This is a genomic window from Thiomicrorhabdus sp. Milos-T2, from assembly GCF_000702325.1.
Lineage (GTDB): Bacteria > Pseudomonadota > Gammaproteobacteria > Thiomicrospirales > Thiomicrospiraceae > Thiomicrorhabdus.
On sequence record NZ_KL370891.1, the window covers coordinates 1,646,714 to 1,665,209 of the forward strand.

The 18,496-nt window shown below is 38.0% G+C and carries 15 protein-coding genes and 1 tRNA gene; 5 read left to right on the plus strand and 11 right to left on the minus strand.

Translation table 11 applies throughout. The features are described 5' to 3' along the window. The first annotated feature begins 81 nt into the window (after window positions 1-81). Window positions 82-2,808, plus strand: coding sequence for an endopeptidase La (gene lon / locus BS34_RS0107535; RefSeq protein WP_038126315.1), 2,727 nt, complete (start codon window positions 82-84; stop codon window positions 2,806-2,808). A gap of 529 nt (window positions 2,809-3,337) precedes the next feature. On the opposite strand, the gene BS34_RS13155 is transcribed toward lon, so the two are convergent. Next, entirely contained in the window at window positions 3,338-3,472 is a 135-nt protein-coding gene (locus BS34_RS13155; RefSeq protein ID WP_255327153.1) for a hypothetical protein, read from the minus strand. A gap of 126 nt (window positions 3,473-3,598) precedes the next feature. On the opposite strand from BS34_RS13155, the gene BS34_RS0107550 reads away from it, so the two are divergent. Further along, on the plus strand, window positions 3,599-6,175 hold the full coding sequence (locus BS34_RS0107550; protein WP_029407921.1) for a methyl-accepting chemotaxis protein: 2,577 nt from the start codon (window positions 3,599-3,601) through the stop codon (window positions 6,173-6,175). 250 nt (window positions 6,176-6,425) lie between these two features. On the opposite strand, the gene BS34_RS0107555 is transcribed toward BS34_RS0107550, so the two are convergent. Continuing rightward, window positions 6,426-7,259, minus strand: coding sequence for an HDOD domain-containing protein (locus BS34_RS0107555; protein ID WP_029407922.1), 834 nt, complete (start codon window positions 7,257-7,259; stop codon window positions 6,426-6,428). A gap of 205 nt (window positions 7,260-7,464) precedes the next feature. Further along, a complete protein-coding gene (locus tag BS34_RS0107560; RefSeq protein WP_233993169.1) occupies window positions 7,465-8,178 on the minus strand; it encodes an arylesterase in 714 nt (237 codons plus the stop codon). Between BS34_RS0107560 and BS34_RS0107565 the strand changes: the two genes are divergently transcribed. The 3 genes from BS34_RS0107565 (at window position 8,179) to BS34_RS12970 (ending at window position 11,912) form a co-directional block, all read left to right on the plus strand. After that, a complete protein-coding gene (locus BS34_RS0107565; RefSeq protein WP_029407924.1) occupies window positions 8,179-8,895 on the plus strand; it encodes an ABC transporter ATP-binding protein in 717 nt (238 codons plus the stop codon). It abuts the gene before it with no gap. Further along, window positions 8,888-11,380: an ABC transporter permease gene (locus tag BS34_RS0107570; RefSeq protein WP_029407925.1), complete on the plus strand. Its 2,493-nt coding sequence runs from the start codon at window positions 8,888-8,890 to the stop codon at window positions 11,378-11,380. The genes BS34_RS0107565 and BS34_RS0107570 overlap by 8 nt, the downstream gene beginning before the upstream one ends. A 385-nt stretch (window positions 11,381-11,765) precedes the next feature. Beyond that, window positions 11,766-11,912 carry a hypothetical protein gene (locus BS34_RS12970; protein WP_158660989.1) on the plus strand — a complete coding sequence of 49 codons (147 nt, stop codon included), beginning with the start codon at window positions 11,766-11,768 and terminating at the stop codon, window positions 11,910-11,912. Between the two features lie 262 nt (window positions 11,913-12,174). On the opposite strand, the gene BS34_RS0107580 is transcribed toward BS34_RS12970, so the two are convergent. The 8 genes from BS34_RS0107580 to infC form a co-directional block, all read right to left on the minus strand. Next, window positions 12,175-12,251, minus strand: a tRNA-Pro gene (locus BS34_RS0107580). Between the two features lie 146 nt (window positions 12,252-12,397). Further along, window positions 12,398-12,793, minus strand: coding sequence for a MerR family transcriptional regulator (locus tag BS34_RS0107585; RefSeq protein ID WP_029407926.1), 396 nt, complete (start codon window positions 12,791-12,793; stop codon window positions 12,398-12,400). Next, a complete protein-coding gene (locus tag BS34_RS0107590) occupies window positions 12,780-13,073 on the minus strand; it encodes an integration host factor subunit alpha (RefSeq protein ID WP_029407927.1) in 294 nt (97 codons plus the stop codon). The genes BS34_RS0107585 and BS34_RS0107590 overlap by 14 nt, the downstream gene beginning before the upstream one ends. A 254-nt stretch (window positions 13,074-13,327) precedes the next feature. Next, on the minus strand, window positions 13,328-15,715 hold the full coding sequence (gene pheT / locus BS34_RS0107595; protein ID WP_029407928.1) for a phenylalanine--tRNA ligase subunit beta: 2,388 nt from the start codon (window positions 15,713-15,715) through the stop codon (window positions 13,328-13,330). Between the two features lie 23 nt (window positions 15,716-15,738). Next, window positions 15,739-16,737, minus strand: a complete 999-nt coding sequence (gene pheS, locus BS34_RS0107600; protein ID WP_029407929.1) for a phenylalanine--tRNA ligase subunit alpha — start codon at window positions 16,735-16,737, stop codon at window positions 15,739-15,741. Between the two features lie 405 nt (window positions 16,738-17,142). Next, window positions 17,143-17,499, minus strand: a complete 357-nt coding sequence (rplT, locus tag BS34_RS0107605; RefSeq protein WP_029407930.1) for a 50S ribosomal protein L20 — start codon at window positions 17,497-17,499, stop codon at window positions 17,143-17,145. Window positions 17,500-17,514: 15 nt separating this feature from the next. Continuing rightward, entirely contained in the window at window positions 17,515-17,712 is a 198-nt protein-coding gene (rpmI, locus tag BS34_RS12855) for a 50S ribosomal protein L35 (RefSeq protein ID WP_081696406.1), read from the minus strand. A 201-nt stretch (window positions 17,713-17,913) separates the two neighbouring features. After that, a complete protein-coding gene (infC, locus tag BS34_RS0107610; protein ID WP_199774096.1) occupies window positions 17,914-18,465 on the minus strand; it encodes a translation initiation factor IF-3 in 552 nt (183 codons plus the stop codon). Between the last annotated feature and the right edge of the window lie 31 nt (window positions 18,466-18,496).

Below are 18,496 nucleotides of genomic sequence, written 5' to 3' on the forward strand. Positions count from 1 at the left end.
CTTCTACTCTTGAATCTATTAATTTATGTCCGCATATAATACCGTATTCTTACAAATATTTAGACGATACCTAAAAAAAATATGACCGATAAAACCAATAACAATGACTTGCCAGAAATTGAACAAACCGCAGCTCAAGTAACTGAAAATGAATTAAGCGAAACTTTACAAGTTGCCGATTACGGCGAAGCTAAGGATATTGTTTTAGCTGATGATATTGATGAAGATGAAGAGCCTGATTTAAATGACATCGACACTTCAAACCACATTCAAGAAAATGTCGATACCGACCAAATAAAAATTGAAGTCAATGAAGCGCTTGCTCAAAAGTTAATTGATACCGCTAATGCCATACTTGAGGGCGAACATATTGAGGCAAATCCGGGGAGTATTTTTGGGCATTTAGCTAAACCTGAACTCACTATTCCCAAGGAGATTTTTCTGCTTCCGGTTAAGGAACGTCCATTTTTTCCAGGTCAACAGCTTCCTGTATTGCTCAATAAAGAGAATTGGGAAGAAACCTATGAAGCCATTAAAGCTCGCAAATGCAAATACATCGGGATTATCTTTGTCAACACAGAAAATCACGAAAAAGCACTGACTACCGATTTTACTCAAATGGGTACCTTAGTCAAAATTCACGACCCTAAAGTCAAAGAAGACTATATTCAACTCATCGCTGAAGGGATTCAACGTTTTGAAATAAACAATTGGATTTCAGACAAAGCGCCTTATCGAGCGGGAGTCAATTATCCAAAAGACATTATTGACGGTTCAGAGCAAGAGTTAAAAGCTTATGGTTTAGCCATCATGAATGCCTTTAGAGAGCTGCTACCTCTAAACCCACTGTATAGCGAAGAATTAAAATATTTTTTAAACAGATACAGCGCCAGTGAGCCGTCTCAACTGGCTGACTTTGCTGCAAGCTTAACCACCGCTGAAAATGACAAACTACAAGATATATTAGAAACACTCAACCTGTCTGAAAGAATGGAAAAGGTGTTGGCGCTCTTTAAACAAGAGATTGAAGTCACTAAATTACAATTCAATATACGTGAGCGTGTTGAAGAAAATCTCTCGGATCATCAGCGTGAATTCTTTTTACGTCAACAACTTAATGAGATTCAAAAAGAACTTGGAATGGTTAAGGATGACCAAACCTTAGATAGTGATCGTTTTAGAGAGCGTATTGAAAAACTGACGCTTTCTGAAGAAGCCACCAAAAAAGCGGAAGAAGAACTCAGTAAATTAAGTCTACTTGACCCTCAGTCACCTGAATATAATGTGGCACGAAATTGGTTAGATTGGTTAACCCAATTACCATGGGGTAAATATAGCGAAGATTTACTCGACCTTAAGCGTGCTAAAAAGGTGCTTGATAAAGGTCATGATGGTTTAGAAGATGTTAAAGACCGAATTTTAGAGTTTTTAGCCGTAGGCGCACTTAAAGGTGAAGTGTCTGGCTCCATTATCTGTTTAGTTGGGCCTCCAGGTGTTGGTAAAACCTCTATTGGCCACTCGATTGCAGAATCTTTAGGGCGTAAGTTCTACCGTTTCTCTGTTGGAGGAATGCGTGATGAAGCAGAGATTAAAGGTCATAGACGCACTTACATTGGTGCGATGCCGGGCAAGTTTGTACAAGCATTAAAAGATTGCGAAACCGCTAACCCGGTTATTATGCTTGATGAAATTGACAAAATTGGAGCCTCTTTTCAAGGCGACCCTGCATCCGCCTTATTAGAGGTGTTAGACCCTGAACAAAATCATGAATTTATGGACCACTTCATGGACGTTCGCTTTGACTTATCTAAAGCGTTGTTTGTGTGCACCGCTAATACCTTAGATACCATTCCTGGCCCACTTCTAGATCGAATGGAAGTAATTCGTCTATCAGGCTATATCACTGAAGAGAAAATCAAAATTGCCAAACATCATCTCTGGCCAGCTCTACTAGCTGAATCGGGTTTAACCAGAGAACAAGTACAAATTACCCCTGCAACCATTCGCCATGTCATTGAAGGTTATGCTCGAGAATCTGGTGTACGTAACTTAAAAAAACAGTTAGCTAAATTAGTTAGAAAACTGGCCTTAAAGTTCGTAACAACCGATTTAAACAGTACTAAAATCCACGTCAATGAACTTGAAGAGATGCTAGGACAACCTCGCTTTACACCCGAAAAAATCAATCAACAAGTTGGAACGGTTACCGGTCTAGCATGGACATCAATGGGTGGTGCAACTTTAACGATAGAGGCTAGCCGAGTCCATACTTTAAACAGGGGGTTTAAGCTTTCGGGTCAACTTGGAGAGGTCATGCAAGAATCGGCGGGAATTGCTTACAGTTTTATCTCTTCTAATTTAGATAAATATAAAGCTGATCCTGAATTTTTTGATAAAGCCTTTGTGCATTTACATGTTCCCGATGGCGCAACCCCTAAAGATGGTCCAAGTGCTGGGGTAACCATGGCAACCGCCCTGCTGTCTTTAGCAAGAGATGAAGCGATTAAAACGCCTCTAGCCATGACCGGCGAATTGAGTCTAACGGGGCAAGTTTTGCCTGTTGGAGGAATTCGTGAAAAGGTCATTGCTGCCAAACGCATTGGCATTAAAGAGTTAATTTTGCCGGAAGATAATCGTAAAGATTATCAAGAACTGCCGGATTATTTACAGGAAGGTATGACCGTAAACTTTGCAAAACATTTTGATGATGTTGCACGATTGACTTTTAACATTCGAGCGAAGTCCTTAGCGTTAAAAACGTTTCTTGCACAAAAAGCTGCTGAACAAGAAGTTAGTACTCAACATTAAAAGTGGTTAATTAAGCTAATGCAGTTGGCTTGTTGTTTGACTTAAAATACCTAAAAAGTTGAAAATCCTGTTTCACCAGGCCTGTTAAGTTATAAATCTACCAGGCCTGGCTGCTTTAAAGCTTAATTTAAGACTAATTTAAGCTTAAGTTAAGCTTTATTTAATTAATTACTCATTTAATCTTTTAAGAGACCTTTGCACGAGAGTATGCGCGAGTAAAAATGGTTAAAATTTCCCCGATTTTTGTTGAAAAACTTGCGAATAGCTAGCTATTCACTACGTTTTCCGCCGCAATCAGGCAAATTTTTCCTCATTTTTCTTTCGCACCTATCTCGTGCAAAGGTCTCTTTAAATAAAACATAAGCGCCGTTCGAAATTCGCTAATCACATCATCGCTAATTACCTCATCTTGAATGCGTAACTCTTTCAATCCATCCTATCCATAACGTTGCATTCCCCCACCACGATAAGCACCCAGAGAAACTTCAGATACAATCGCATTCAGCATATTAACTGGCAGATGCCACTTTTAGGCAATAAGCAGACCAATTGTTGCGTGGTTTGGCACAAAAACTGCTAATTTTTCGCCTGATATAAGGCTGGCAAAGAGATCGAGTTCCGAAACAGGCTGCCATGCTTTTTCTTCATTAATTGAGACCAACATCTAATCACCTGAATTATGAAATCGGCGAAACATATAGGCCTCATCACGCGAAGAACCTTTAACATTCGTGTCATATTCATAATTTAGGATATTACAAAATAGCAGGATATTTTGAGTAAAAAGATTATGAATATATTAAATAAACTTTCAATTAAACAACGATTATGGCTAAACCTTTTCATAGTTGTTTCTTTTCTAATCTTAATATTTATATCTTCTCGGGATGCCCTATTGGTGGTAAACCAAGACACTTCAGAACTTGAAAGATTACAGACATCCGAAGCAGCAAAAATTTCCGAGTTCCAAACACAATTTTCTAATACCTTACTAAGCATGAACAACTACACCTTAACACTGCAAAAGCAGTATGGTGAAGAGTTTAATGCTCAAATTGAAACGCTTAAACAACTTAATCTTTCGCAAACTAACCAACCAGAAATTAACTCTTCTGCTGAATCAGAGACAAATGAAAGCTTAGAGGGTAAAAATGCTGAAAAAACCGAACCATCAACCATTAGCCAAGTCACAACAAATGAGATTGAATCTCCTGAAAACACCCCTAAATTGACTATTAACCAATCTCAAAAGGATTCCACTGAAGCCGATGTTTTAAAGATGACTGATATTTTGATGAACATTAAAAAATCAGCCAATTCTTTGGTTTTTTTAAAACGCCAAATACAAGAAACCATTCTCTATGGCATAGATCCTTCTGCAAAAACATTAAAAGAAAGTATTCAGACGCTTCTAGATATCGATTCTCTAGATGAAGATACGATTAATTTAATCAATGAGCTAACCATTAGATTACAAAAATCTCAAGATAGCATGGTTAAAATGGTATCTAGTAATGATCTTTCACATAAGAAAAGTTTTGACCAACAAGGTTTAGGCGATAGCGCTGACAAACTACTTGAATCGTTAAGCGAAGTTTTTGAAGGGGATTTTGAAAACAGAGAAACTTATGAAACCCTTGTAGAAGCTCGTGATGGTTATCAAGAATCTTTTAATGACCTAAAAGACTACATGACAACCACTGAACAAAATAACATTACCATTAGTGACTTATCAAAATCTGCGACCTCCATCTTACAAAAACGTGTAGATAAAACCCACAAAAAAACCGACCATCTAATTAATCATCTAAACTTATTAAGTTCCAATGTTCTAGAGAAAGTGACTTTTATCAGTATCGTAGCATTGGTCATTTCAATGCTTATAACACTACTTATCGTCTCATCAATTACTAAGCCATTAGCAAAAATGAGAAAACAAGTGCTAAATGTGGCACAAAATGGAACCTTCAAGGAGTGGACCTCTCCGGAAGGTAAAAATGAATTAGTGGACATTGGAAAATGTATCCAGATGCTATTTAATTCCGTAAGCTCTGTAACCAATGAAATAAATCAGGTCAGTAAATCTTTAGTAGAAGGCGATTTGTCTGCCAAAGTAAACGGCAATTATCAAGGAGAGCTTGCAAGCTTAAAGGATAATTTCAACAGCACGCTTCTACAAGTAAAAGATACTTTGTCTGAAATTGACCAAGCCAGTAAAGCGCTTGCCAATGGAGACCTTAACACTCAAATAGATTTACACAAATTTAATGGCGATTACCATCAAGTGATGAATAATTTACAAAGTGCAATCGATATTCAAAAAACGTCGATTTCATCAATTATTGATGTTATGAAAAATATGAGTAATGGAGAGTTTAGCCATCGCATTGAAGTTGATTTACCAGGTGAATATAGTCAATTAAAAGCGTTCTTAAATAACTCACTTAACACGCTAGAGTCAACAATTGAAACCGCTAATCAGATTTTAGATCACTATCAACAAGGAAACTTCTCATATCAAACACGCATTCAATTTGATGGTCGTTTAAACGAATTAAAAGACAACATGGATTTAGTTGCCAATAATATGAGTCAAATGCTTCATTCAGTTAAACAGGCTTCTCATGACGCTGTGCACGGCGTTAATGAAATAAGTACTGGTAACCAAGACTTAAGCGAAAGAGTTCAAGTGCAAGCGTCTGCTTTGCAAGACACCACTCAAAACATGGACACCGTGACCATGTCAATCACTGAATCTTTACAGCAAGCTAAAGATGTCAATATATTGAGTGATTCTGTAAAAACAAAAATTCAGCAAGGAAGTAAAATCGTTACCCAAATGGACAATGCTATGCATGAAATCTCTAGGGCGAGTGAAGAAATATCTAACATTACTGAAGTCATTGATAGTATTGCATTTCAGACTAATCTATTAGCGCTTAATGCCGCTGTTGAAGCCGCGAGAGCTGGGGAAGCTGGGCGTGGGTTTGCTGTAGTCGCAGGGGAAGTAAGAAATTTAGCGGGACGTTCTGCTGATGCTGCAAAACAAATTAAAACCGTTTCTGAAACTAGCTTAAGTAAAGTCAAAGCTGGGTTAGAACTGAGTCAAAAAACCACACAAACCTTCTCTCACAATCAAAAGTCTGTAGAAGAAGTTTCTGAAATGATTACCATCATGCATAAAAATCTAGAACAGCAAGTGATAGGTATTGAAGAAATTAGCCGTGCTTTTAATTCACTAGACGACACCACTCAACAAAATGCGGCATTGGTAGAAGAAATTGCCTCGACCTCGGTGAATATCATCAGTCAAATGCAAGCACTAGAAAACTCTGTGAATAGCTTTAAATTTCTACCAAGACCCTAGCGCTTTAAAAGATTAACGTGCTTTGAGCTCTTGTTAGAGTTCATTCCTCTAAAAGCGTAACTCGTTGCAAAATAATGGGTTGTGCAACTGCATTGGGGTCTAATCCATTGCATTAAATCTGGGACTAAGGCGATGGGTTCTAAAAAGAAAGAAATAGTAACCCATCCTAAACAGACCATCATTAGTAGAAAGCTGCAAACCTAATAGAGACCTTTACGATTTTACAAGGCCGCTTAATATGAGTCTTAAGTTAATCTTTAAAGGTATAAGACATTAAAGCGGTGCGAATCTCTTTAACCACATGATCCTCTAACATTAACTCTTGCATTCCATCTTTTTCATAATCACGCATTTCAGCGCTACGATAAGCGCCTAATGAAATCTCGGACACGATACCACTAGCGACTTTAATCATAGCGACCATGGCTCTAACATTATCATTTTTAATACGCTCACACTTCTCATTATGGTGCAGCATAATGGCATTTAGCATTTCAGTTGGCAAATGCCATTTTTTACCAACAAGCACACCAATAATGGCATGATTTGAACCATAAATAGCTTCTTCTTTTTTTAGCGATAAAATAGGTATAGACATTGAACTTCTAAACAAACCATCATATTTGGCTTCATCTTGTGAAGCCAACATCATAGCTCCAACATTATGAAACAGGCCTAACATATAAGCTTCATCACGGCTCACATCAGCCACCCACTCTGAGATATCTGCCATGCAAAAAGCCACATCAACGCTGTAATCCATAATATCCTTGAGCAAGCCTTGTCCGCCAAATAAATTTTGTACGGCTGCCGCAACCACCAAGTTATAAATATTATCTAAACCTAAAATATTAACGGCTTCACGTATTGAGCTAAGGGGTTCAGCGAGTTTGACAACAGGAGAATTTACAATTTTTAACACCGCTCCAGAAAGCGTAGCATTTTTTTCTATAATTTCAGCTACAACAGCAATACTTGCAAACTTACTCGTAATTTCTTTTTCTAAAAGTAAAATTTCATCTGGCAACTCAGGGATAGATTGACCACGAATGGCATTCATAGCATTTTGAAATTTTTGCTGCATAACTAAGAAGCGTTCCTAATAATCTTTAATCACTTTTTTAACACTACGAACTTGCGTGACATGAACTTACTTGAAATAAACTCGCGTGAAATGAACTCAAGCGACGTGTGTTTTTATAGGATTTCAATTATATACTTAACCTACAAAATGTAGTGAATATGTTTTATATAAAACCGTATCAAATAGACTTAACTCAAACCCTTATTTACCGATTAATGGCTTTATCAATTAAGGGTGCAATTCTCTTCAATATAATGGGTTGTGCAGCTGAATTGGGATGTAATGCATCCTCTTGCATTAAACCGGGGTCTAATGCAACGGGTTCAATAAAAAATGGATCAAACAACAGGCTATTTTTTTGCGCTAAGTCTCGGTACATTTTTTGAAACATTTTGTCATATAAAGGTCCGTAATTTGTAGGCAGCTGTACGCCAAGTAAAATAACGTTACAGGCTTTATTAACACGTGAACAGGATTCAATCATAGTTTGTAAATTGGCTTGAGTAACTTTTAAATTTTGGCCACGCAATGCATCATTGGCACCAAGCTCAAGTATCATAATATCGGGTTTATACTGCTTTAATAATTTGGGTAATCGTTGTTTACCACCTGAGGTAGTTTCTCCACTAATACTCGCATTAATGACATTCATATCAGAGTAACGTTTTTTTAATAATGCCGCCCACCCCTTTTCAATATCCAAACCATAAGCTGCGCTTAAACTATCACCCATTATTAAGATATTTAAAATCTTACCAGGCCTGGTATCTTTTATAGCGTTACAGTCTTTTGAACAAGAAGAAACTTCATTAAGTTTCAAAGCTTTATCAGCAATTGCTTCTTGCGGTTGAGCATAGCTTAGACTAGGATGAAAAATCATACTCACTGTAATAAGTACTGATAAGAGAACTGTTAACAAATGACTGCCAACGTCGATAAATTTACCACTGTAATTGAATTGCAAGATGTGCATTATCAGATCCCTTCTGATTCTGAAGTTTTAGATATCATAAAAGCCTGCAACCTAAGTGTCCAGTCTAAAGAAATTATTGCGATTGTAGGGCGATCTGGTTCGGGTAAATCCACCCTGCTTTCACTTATGGCAGGACTCGAATCACCTAGTTCTGGTAATGTGAATTTACTTGGCCATACTTTAAATCATTGCTCCGAGGATGAAAGAGCCCAGATTCGTGCACAACAAGTCGGCTTTATTTTTCAAAATTTTCAATTAATGCCGAGTATGACGGCGTTGGAAAATATCTTAATGCCATTAGAGTTATTTGAAATTGAAAACGCTCAAGAAAAAGCTCTACAAGCCTTAAAACAAGTGGGGCTAGAAAATAGAGCTCATCATAGGCCCGCAGAGCTTTCGGGTGGTGAACAACAACGTGTAGCGATTGCAAGAGCCTTTGTAACAAAACCTAAGGTTCTATTTGCAGATGAACCCACAGGAAACTTAGATGAAGAAACCGCAGCACAAATCCAAGATCTATTATTTGAATTAAACAGAACAATCAAAACGACTCTTATTGTGGTCACTCACGATTTAGAATTTGCGCAGCGTTGTCAAAAAAGTTACCACTTAAGCAACGGACATTTACTTGAGCAAATCACTACGGAAGCCACGCATGCTTAAATCCATTAAAAATGAAGCGATTACGGCCTCTAAATGGTTTTTTAGAAGCCTAAAAAAAGGAGATTGGTTGTGGCTGATTATTGCCGTAATTATTGCGAGCAGTACGGTAACCGTTGTTAAACAACTCGGTGAAACTGTACAACAAAGCATGCTAAGAAAAGCCTCTGAATCCATTGGCGCAGACTTAGTTATTAAAAGTTCTCGCCCTATTGAGCAACACTGGCAACAACAAGCCATTCAATTGGGTTTAAAAACCTTTAAAAGCACCGCATTAGTCACTATGGCGGCTACGCAAAAAGACAATGAAGAACCGACTTTTCAATTAATACAACTTAAAGGAATCTCTGCTAATCAACCTTTACGGGGTAAGTTCACGGCTAATAATATTTTGCCTTATAAAAAGCTCAATAAACATAGTGTGTGGGTTGAACCTAAATTAGTTTCATTAATGCAACTTGATAAAAACTCTAAAATTATTTTAGGTTCTCAAGAATTTAGCATAGCTGGCTCCATTGAAAGTCCCCAAGTGATAAACCCAATGGCGAGTTTTGCGCCACAAATTTGGCTTGATTTATCCGTTCTTAAGCAAACAAAATTAATAGGCCCAGGCAGTAGAGTTAATTACTCATTAGCCGTGTCTGGCCCTGATAAAGCCATTAAACAATTTGCAAAACTAGTTAAACAAAAACCAACACCTCACTGGCAAGTGGTTTCTGCAAAAGCCCCTTCAGAAGACTTAGGAAACACTTTAGAAACTGCTTGGCTGTTTCTAGACTTATCCGCCTTATCGGCAATTTTAGTTGCGGGAATGTCCATTCTTATTGCCAGCCGATTCTACTTAAATCGTTGGAAAAATAGCATGGCCTTAATGCGTGCATTTGGTGCTAATAATGGAAAAATGACTCGTCTCTTTGGTTTTCAACTGACTTGGATTGCGGTTTTTAGTAGCTTAATTGGGGTTTTATTGGGCTACATTATCTCTCTAATCATCCATCCTTTCTTAGCCAACTTTTTTACCCCATTAGTCACTGCAAACCCCATCACTGCAATGACGATAGGTTTTTTTAGCGGTATTTTGGTGCTATGGACATTTGCTTGGCAAGCCTTTCAAAGTGCCTTAAAAACCGCTCCCATTCAAATTCTAAAGTCGGTACCAAGTCAAGCTGGGTATGTAAACTGGTTAATCAGCTTTTTATTACTCCTGACTTTAGTCAGTTTAATGCTCAATATTAAAAGCATCATTTGGATAGTCATAGGTATTCTAATATTTAGTCTATTGCTCTTTTTAGCCTCAATGCTACTGCTTAAATTTCTCAATTTTTTACAAAGCCAGAGTCGAGGCTGGTTTAAGATTGCTTTATCTAATCTAAACAAAGAACCAGGCCTGGTACAAATACAATTAATTTCAGTGGGCATGGTGTTATTTGTATTAATGTTAATGACTTTTGTAAGGCATGATTTACTGGGTAACTGGCAAGCATCCTTACCAAAGAACACACCCAATACCTTTGTAATGAATATTCAGCCAGAACAAAAACTGGCTGTGGATAAGCTCTTTACAACAATACCCAACAAAAGCGAAGCCCCCATGGTTAGAGGTCGCTTAGTCAAAATTAACAACCAAACGGTACTAGCCAGCCAACAAGCAAATGAACGTGGCAAACGGCTATTACAACGTGAATCCAATATTGCGATCTTGGATACCATTCCAAGCCACAATCAAATCGTTGCAAAATTAAATCACAGCCCTTCACAACCCTTCGTATCGGTTGAACAAAGTATCGCTGAACTATTTGGTATTAAGCTAGGTGATACACTAACCTTTAATATCTCTGGACAAAATCTTAACTACCAAGTCACCAGTATTCGTAAAGTTGACTGGCAAAGTTTTAAACTCAACTTCTTCTTTATCATTGAGCCTGTAGAGACTAGAAGTCTTCCTTTTACCTATATAAGCAACTTTTACTTACCCGTTGATGATAATGAAATCGCCCCACACTTAACGCAACAACTCGCTATCAAAACGCCGGGCGTTCTTCTAATAGATGTAAGAAAAATTATGACGCAAATACAAGATGTAATGAATCAAGCAAGTTGGGCAGTCTCTGCTCTTTACCTTTTTACTCTACTCGCCAGTGTAGGCGTACTATTTACTGCCACACTAGCAAGTCAACAAACCCGAATACAAAGTTGGCTACTTCTCAGAACACTTGGCGCTCAAAATAAAGAGATTATAAAAATAGGGTTAACTGAATTTGTTTTTTTAGGAGGCCTCGCAGGAATCTTAGCCGCAAGCTTTGCTCAAATTGCGAGTTTACTGATTAGCGTTTATTTACTTAAAACAGAGCCAACAGTAGACCTAACCGTTTGGCTACTGAGCTTGATATCAGGCAGTAGTTTACTGTTAATAATTGGTTTAATAACTCAATGGAACTACCTTAAACAAAGTCCCCAAAAGCTTAAAAAGTATTTAACAAATAACTAATGAGGCTTGCGCACAATCTCTCGTTATCAACAATCAAAATAAATAAACAATAAGAGACCTTTGCACGAGAGTATGCGCGAATAAAAATGGTTAAAATTCACCTGATTTTTGTTGAAAAACTTGCGAATAGCTAGCTATTCCCTGCGTTTTCCGCCGCAATCAGGTGAATTTTTCCTCATTTTTCTTTCGCACCTATCTAGTGCAAAGGTCTCAATAAACAAATAGTTTTGATTTTCAGTACAAAATCAACCCCAAAATTAGGAATATTTTGCACCCTCTAAGATCGTATTCACTACCTAGACTTATCACTCTTGATAGAAAAATTTGATATTTACAGTAAATAGTAATAAAATATAACTAAATAACTTAAATAAGGAGTTTAGTTATGGATAATTCACAGTTAGAGAAAAAACTCAGTGAAACGTGGAAACATCTTTTAAACGCCAGTTTAAAACATAATGAAGAACTTGCGTCTTCACTTTTAAAAGATATGATTCAACTTGAAATTGAACAGAAAAAAAGTCGTCATTAATTGACTTAAAACTGCCCGAAAGTGGCTAGAAAAAGTTAACTAGTTGTTTTTATTTGAGACCTTTGCACGAGATAGGTGCGAAAGAAAAATGAGGAAAAATTTACCTTATTGCGGCGGAAAATGCAGGGAATAGCTAGCTATTCGCAAGTTGTCGCCCAACGGAAGTGCCCTTGGGGTAAAACAAAAATAAGGTGAATTTTAACCATTTTTACTCGTACATACTCTCGTGCAAAGGTCTCTATTTGAATATTGAGAAAATAAGTGGTCGGAATGACAGGATTTGAACCTGCGACCACTTGTCCCCCAGACAAGTGCGCTACCAAGCTGCGCTACATTCCGATATAGAATTTTATTTAACATTCTTTTTTGTTCTTTTAGTGAATAAAAGATGGCTAAATAAAAGTTTTAGGTGTGTTTTTTGAAGTTCGTTATTTTACCAGGCCTGGTTACTTTTAGAATCAATTAAATTCTAAAATCATTCAAAACTAATAACGCTTTTGAATGTAATTCCTGAATTCTATCAATTCGTTTTTCATTTGTTGAAGTTCTTCAACCGTAGTCTTTTGTTCAACATTTAAAGAAGCATCTGACAAATCCACATCTCTTTTAGAAAGACGGGATTTTGCTCCAGGAATGGTAAATCCCTGATCATGCAATAAGCTTTTAATCTCTAGTACCAAAATAACATCATTTTTTTGGTAATAGCGACGGCCACGGCGCTTACTGGGTTCAAGCTGAGGGAAAACTTGCTCCCAGTAACGCAGAACGTGAGATTTTAACTGACAAATGTCAGCGACTTCACCAATGGTGAAGTACTTTTTATCTGGCAACTCTATTTCAAGTTGCTCAGCAAATTGACTCTGATTCTTAGGCTTGACCATGATTGTCTATTTGAGCACGCAATTTTTGTCCAGGCTTAAATGTTACCACTCTTCTCGCAGAAATGGGAACATCTTCACCCGTTCTTGGGTTACGTCCTGGACGAGGTGCTTTGTCACGTAATTCAAAATTACCAAATCCTGATAATTTTATTTGCTCACCTGAAACTAATACATCACTAATTTCATCGTAAAACTGTTCTACTAACTCTTTAGATTCTCGCTTATTAAAGCCAAATGTCTCTGCTAAGTCTTGCGCTATGTCAGCTTTGGTCAACGTCATATTTTTTCCTATTACGTTTATTTTATTTGTTCGTTTATTTTATATTTGAGACCTTTGCATGAGATAGGTGCGAAAGAAAAATAGGCGTAAGTACCCCTTGAGGGTAAAAAATTTACCTGATTGCGACGGAAAACGCAGGGAATAGCTAGCTATTCGCAAGTTGTCGCCCAACGGAAGTGCCCTTGGGGTACAACAAAAATCAGGTGAATTTTAACCATTTTTACTCGCACATAGTCTCGTGCAAAGGTCTCTATTTATCGAAGTTCGGCATTAATGGCTTTGGCCGCCGTTAATACTTCAGAAACTAAGTTCTCGACTTCTTCATCTTGTAAAGTTCTGTCTTGGTGCTGTATACGCAAAGTAATTGCGATACTTTTTTGTGAATCCTCAATCCCTTGGCCACGATAAATATCAAAAATATCTATCGACTGCAAAATATCTGATTTAACAGAATTTACACAGTCAATTAAAGATTGGACAGATTGAGATTCATCCATCACAAAAGCTAAATCTCGCTGAACTTCTGGAAATTTAGAAATTGCAGATGCCTTAGGTACATCCATATTTAGGAGTGCATCTTGACGTATTTGGAACATAAATACCGTTCCACTCACACCCATGGTTTTGACTAACTGAGGATGTAATTGCCCCATGACTCCAATCTCTTTACCGTCTAGAGTAATAGAGGCTGATTGCCCTGGATGTAATGCAGGGTTAGTACAGGTTTCATAACTTACTTTATCTGCTTTATGGCTCATGCCTAGAAGGGTTTCAACATCCCCTTTCATATCATAAAAATCAACGTTACGATTTTCTACATCCCAACCAGCAATGTTTGCTGAACCAACAATAGCACCACCAAACATAGGAACTTGCGTTGCACCCGTAGAGTCAGCATCATTTTTATAAAAGACTAGACCCGTTTCAAACAAACGTACACGAGATTGCTGACGATTTTGATTGTAAGCCATACTTTGAAGCAAGCCGGTAAACAGAGTGGTACGCATAGCTTTCATATCATCTGAAATTGGGTTTTTAAGCACAACATACGGTAAATCAGGAGCAATTAATTTTTGCTTGTCTTCAGCAACAAAACTGTAGGTCACCACTTCGTTGTAACCGCGTTGTACTAAGCCTGTTTTAAGTGCGTTCAAAGACTGTTCAGATTCAAGTAGCTCATTTAGTGTCATTGGTGCCATAACCGGCGTTTCTGGTAAGCTGTTATAACCATAAACGCGACCAATTTCTTCAATTAAGTCCATTTCAATCGCCATATCAAAACGGAATGATGGAGAAGTCACTGTCCAACCTAAATCACTGATTTGAATCTCAAAACCAAGATCAACAAAGATTTTTTCTACTTGCTCATTTTCGACTGCAACCCCTAAACGACTGGCAATAGTCTCACGGCGCAGTTCAATAACCGCAGGTTTTGGTAAATAATCTTCTGAAATAACAGAGTTAAATGCAGAAACTTCACCACCGGCAATTTCAGTAAACAATTGGAGCGCACGATTTAATGCTCGCTCAGGTAGCATTGGATCAACACCACGTTCAAAACGCATTGATGAATCCGTGTGTAATCCATAATTACGTGCTTGGCCAGTAATTGCTAAACGTGAAAAGTGAGCGCATTCAAAAAAGATTTTACTCGTTGTATCCGTCACTGATGTTGATAGACCGCCCATAATACCCGCTAAGGCAACCGCACCACTATCGTCAGCAATCACTAAGGTATTATCTGAAAGGCTGATTTCTTTTTCGTCTAGAGTCACCAACTTTTCGCCCGCATTGGCCATACGAACTTGAATATCGCCTTGAAGCTTATCCAAATCAAAAGCATGCATAGGCTGACCAAGTTCCATTAATACATAGTTGGTAATATCCACCACTAAACTTAATGAACGAAGACCTGAACGTTGGAGTTTTTGAACCATCCAAGAAGGTGTTTGAGCCGTTGTATCAAAACCAGAAACCACACAACCTAAATATTTAGGACACGCTTGCTCCTGTAAAACCACAATGTTTTGAGAACAAGCTGAAGTGCCAGCCAACTCTTTATCTTCAAAAGGTTGATTAAAAGGCGCACCACTAATCGCATGAACATCACGTGCTAAACCTAAAATACTAAAACAATCCGCACGGTTTGGAGTTAAATCTACATCGATACTTGAATCATTTAAATCTAAGTACTCACGAACATCTTGGCCTACAGGGGCATTGTTTGGTAAAACCAATAAACCATCAACGCCATCATCAGGTAAACCAATTTCAGTGGCACCACATAACATTCCGTGCGAAGGAACGCCACGTAACTTAGCTTTTTTGATTTTAAAGTTACCTGGAAGCACTGCACCAACTTTAGCACAACAAGCTTTCATGCCAGCAACCACATTTTTAGCACCACAAACAATTTGTACCGGTTCTTCTTCACCAACATCAACTTGTGTAATGTTTAATTTGTCTGCATCTGGGTGTTTTTCAACTGAAAGAACATGACCGACTACCACATTGGTAAATTCACCAGCAACAGGTTCAATACCATCAACTTCAAGGCCTGCTAAACTTAATCCTTCAGACAATTCATGAGTGTTCCATTGTGGATTACTCCACTCTCTTAGCCAATTTTCACTAAATTTCATATTTCTATTCTCACCAGGCCTGGTTATTTAAACTGTTGAAGAAAACGTAAATCGTTTTCAAAGAATTGACGTAGGTCTTTAACGTTGTAACGTAGCATTGCTAAACGTTCAACACCTAATCCAAAGGCCAGTCCAGTATATTCATCAGGGTCAATCCCTACATTTTTGAGTACATTTGGATGAACCATTCCACACCCTAACACTTCAATCCAACGACCATCACCAAATAGGTTGGTGGCAATATCAACTTCTGCAGATGGCTCTGTAAAAGGGAAATAAGAAGGTCTAAAACGAACTTTAAGTTCATCATCTTCAAAAAACTTACGTAAAAACTCAATAATTAAGGTGCGTAACTGTGCAAAACTTGAATTTTTTTCAATAATTAACCCTTCAACCTGATGAAACATAGGCGTATGAGTTTGATCAGAATCGCAACGATAAACACGACCTGGAGCAATCACTCTTAAAGGAGGTTGCTTGTTTTCCATTGTACGAATCTGCACACCTGAGGTATGCGTTCTTAAAACTGTGTTTTCATTGATATAGAAGGTATCGTGCATTGCGCGGGCTGGATGCGTTTCAGGAATATTTAACGCTTCAAAGTTATGCCAGTCATCTTCAATTTCTGGCCCGGTTTCAACATCAAACCCAGCATTAGCAAATAAAGTCTCAATACGCGTTAAAGTACGAGTAACAGGATGAAGACTTCCAATATCAGCATCTCGACCTGGTAGCGTAATATCAATCGTTTCTTCCGCTAATTTTTGAGCAAGTTTGGCATCATCCAACTCTTTCTTTTTAGCGTTTAATAAACTTTGTACTGCTTGTTTTGCTTCGTTAATGACTTGACCAGCTTTAGGGCGCTCTTCTGCAGAGAGTTTTCCTAATGTTTTCATCATTTCGGTCAATCCACCTTTTTTTCCAAGGAATTGAACTCGAAGCTCGTCTAATTTACTTAATTCAGTTACTTCTGCAACCGCTTCTTGCGCTTGAGAAAGTATATTTTGAAGGCGTTCTTGCATTTAATAAATGTCCCAAAACGGTTTAATAGATAGGAAACATTTCACTAATCAAATGAAAAGTAATTCATGTGATTAATAAAATCTTACTTAGCTACTGATTTTATAAGTTGAGACCTTTGCACGAGAGTATGCACGAGTAAAAATGGTTAAAATTCACCTGATTTTTGTTGGAAACCTTGCGAATAGCTAGCTATTCCCTGCGTTTTCCGCCGCAAACGAAGAACTCGACGCCCGAAGGGGTAAGTCGAGAATCAGGCAAATTTTTTACCCTCAAGGGGTACTTACGTCTATTTTTCTTTCGCACCTATCTCGTGCAAAGGTCTCAAGTTGTTAAAACTTAATTGAATAAAAAAAATAGGGGACCAAAGTCCCCTATTAAATTACTGGCTTAAACCAGTAAGCAAATTAAGCTAATGCTGCTTTTGCTTTTTCAGCGATTGCAGTAAAGGCTGCTGCATCATGAACTGCAATGTCAGCTAGTACTTTACGATCTACTGCGATACCGGCAACATTTAGTCCGTTAATAAAACGGCTATATGTCATATCGTTCATACGAGCTGCTGCGTTAATACGCGCAATCCATAAACGACGGAACTGACGTTTTTTAGTACGACGGTCACGGTATGCATATTGACCTGCTTTGATTACTGCTTGCTTAGCAACACGAAATACTTTGCTACGCGCTCCGTAATAACCTTTAGCTGCTTTTAATACTTTATTGTGTCTACGGCGTGCGATGACACCTCTTTTAACTCTTGCCATTTCTCAAATCTCCAATTAAGCGAACGGTAGCATGCGGCGAACCATCGCTACATCGTGATCGTGAATCATACTTCCAGAACGAAGTTGACGCTTACGCTTAGTCGACTTCTTAGTCAGAATATGACGAAGGTGAGATTGTTTACATTTGAAACGACCTGAGCCAGTTTTTGAGAAGCGCTTTTTAGCACTACTATTTGTTTTCATCTTTGGCATTGCATGAAACTCCGCATTTAAGTGTCACTCAATAAATTGAGCCACTTCAGTTTTATATTAAACCCAAATAACCGAAATTATTTTAGATTCATTCTTGGAACAACGAACAGCACTGAGGGAGCTGCACCAGAAATTTGTTTAAACTCATAAACAAACCCCAGCTGTTGTGTAGCAACTTAAAACGTTATAAACGACTTAAAATTACTTTTTCTTTGTTGGAGCAACCATCATTTGCATTTGACGGCCTTCCATCTTAGGCATTTGTTCAACGGTTGCAACCTCTTGAATATCATCCCTAACACGTTCCAACATTTTAAGTCCCAGTTCCTTATGAGTGATTTCGCGGCCACGGAACCATATAGTTACCTTGACACGATCTCCCTTTTCTAGGAATTTCATCAGGTTGCGTAGTTTGACCTGATAATCTCCCTCCTCAGTTCCTGGGCGAAACTTAACTTCTTTAACCTGGACTTGCTTCTGCTTTTTCTTAGCTTCATGCTGCTTTTTCTGCTGCTGGTAAAGGTATTTACCATAGTCCATGATTTTACAAACAGGTGGATTAGCTTTCGCAGTAATTTCAACCAGATCTAAACCCGCTTCAGCTGCTTGAGCTAATGCATCCTTAATTGATACAACGCCGGCTTGTTCGCCTTGCGCATCAATCAGTCGCACTTCAGGAGTGCCTGATATTGCTTTGTTAATTCTGTCTTTTGGTGCTTCTGGTTGTTGCGGTCTACCACGACCTCTTCTAATTGCTATAGCTATATCCTCCAGTTAATTTAAT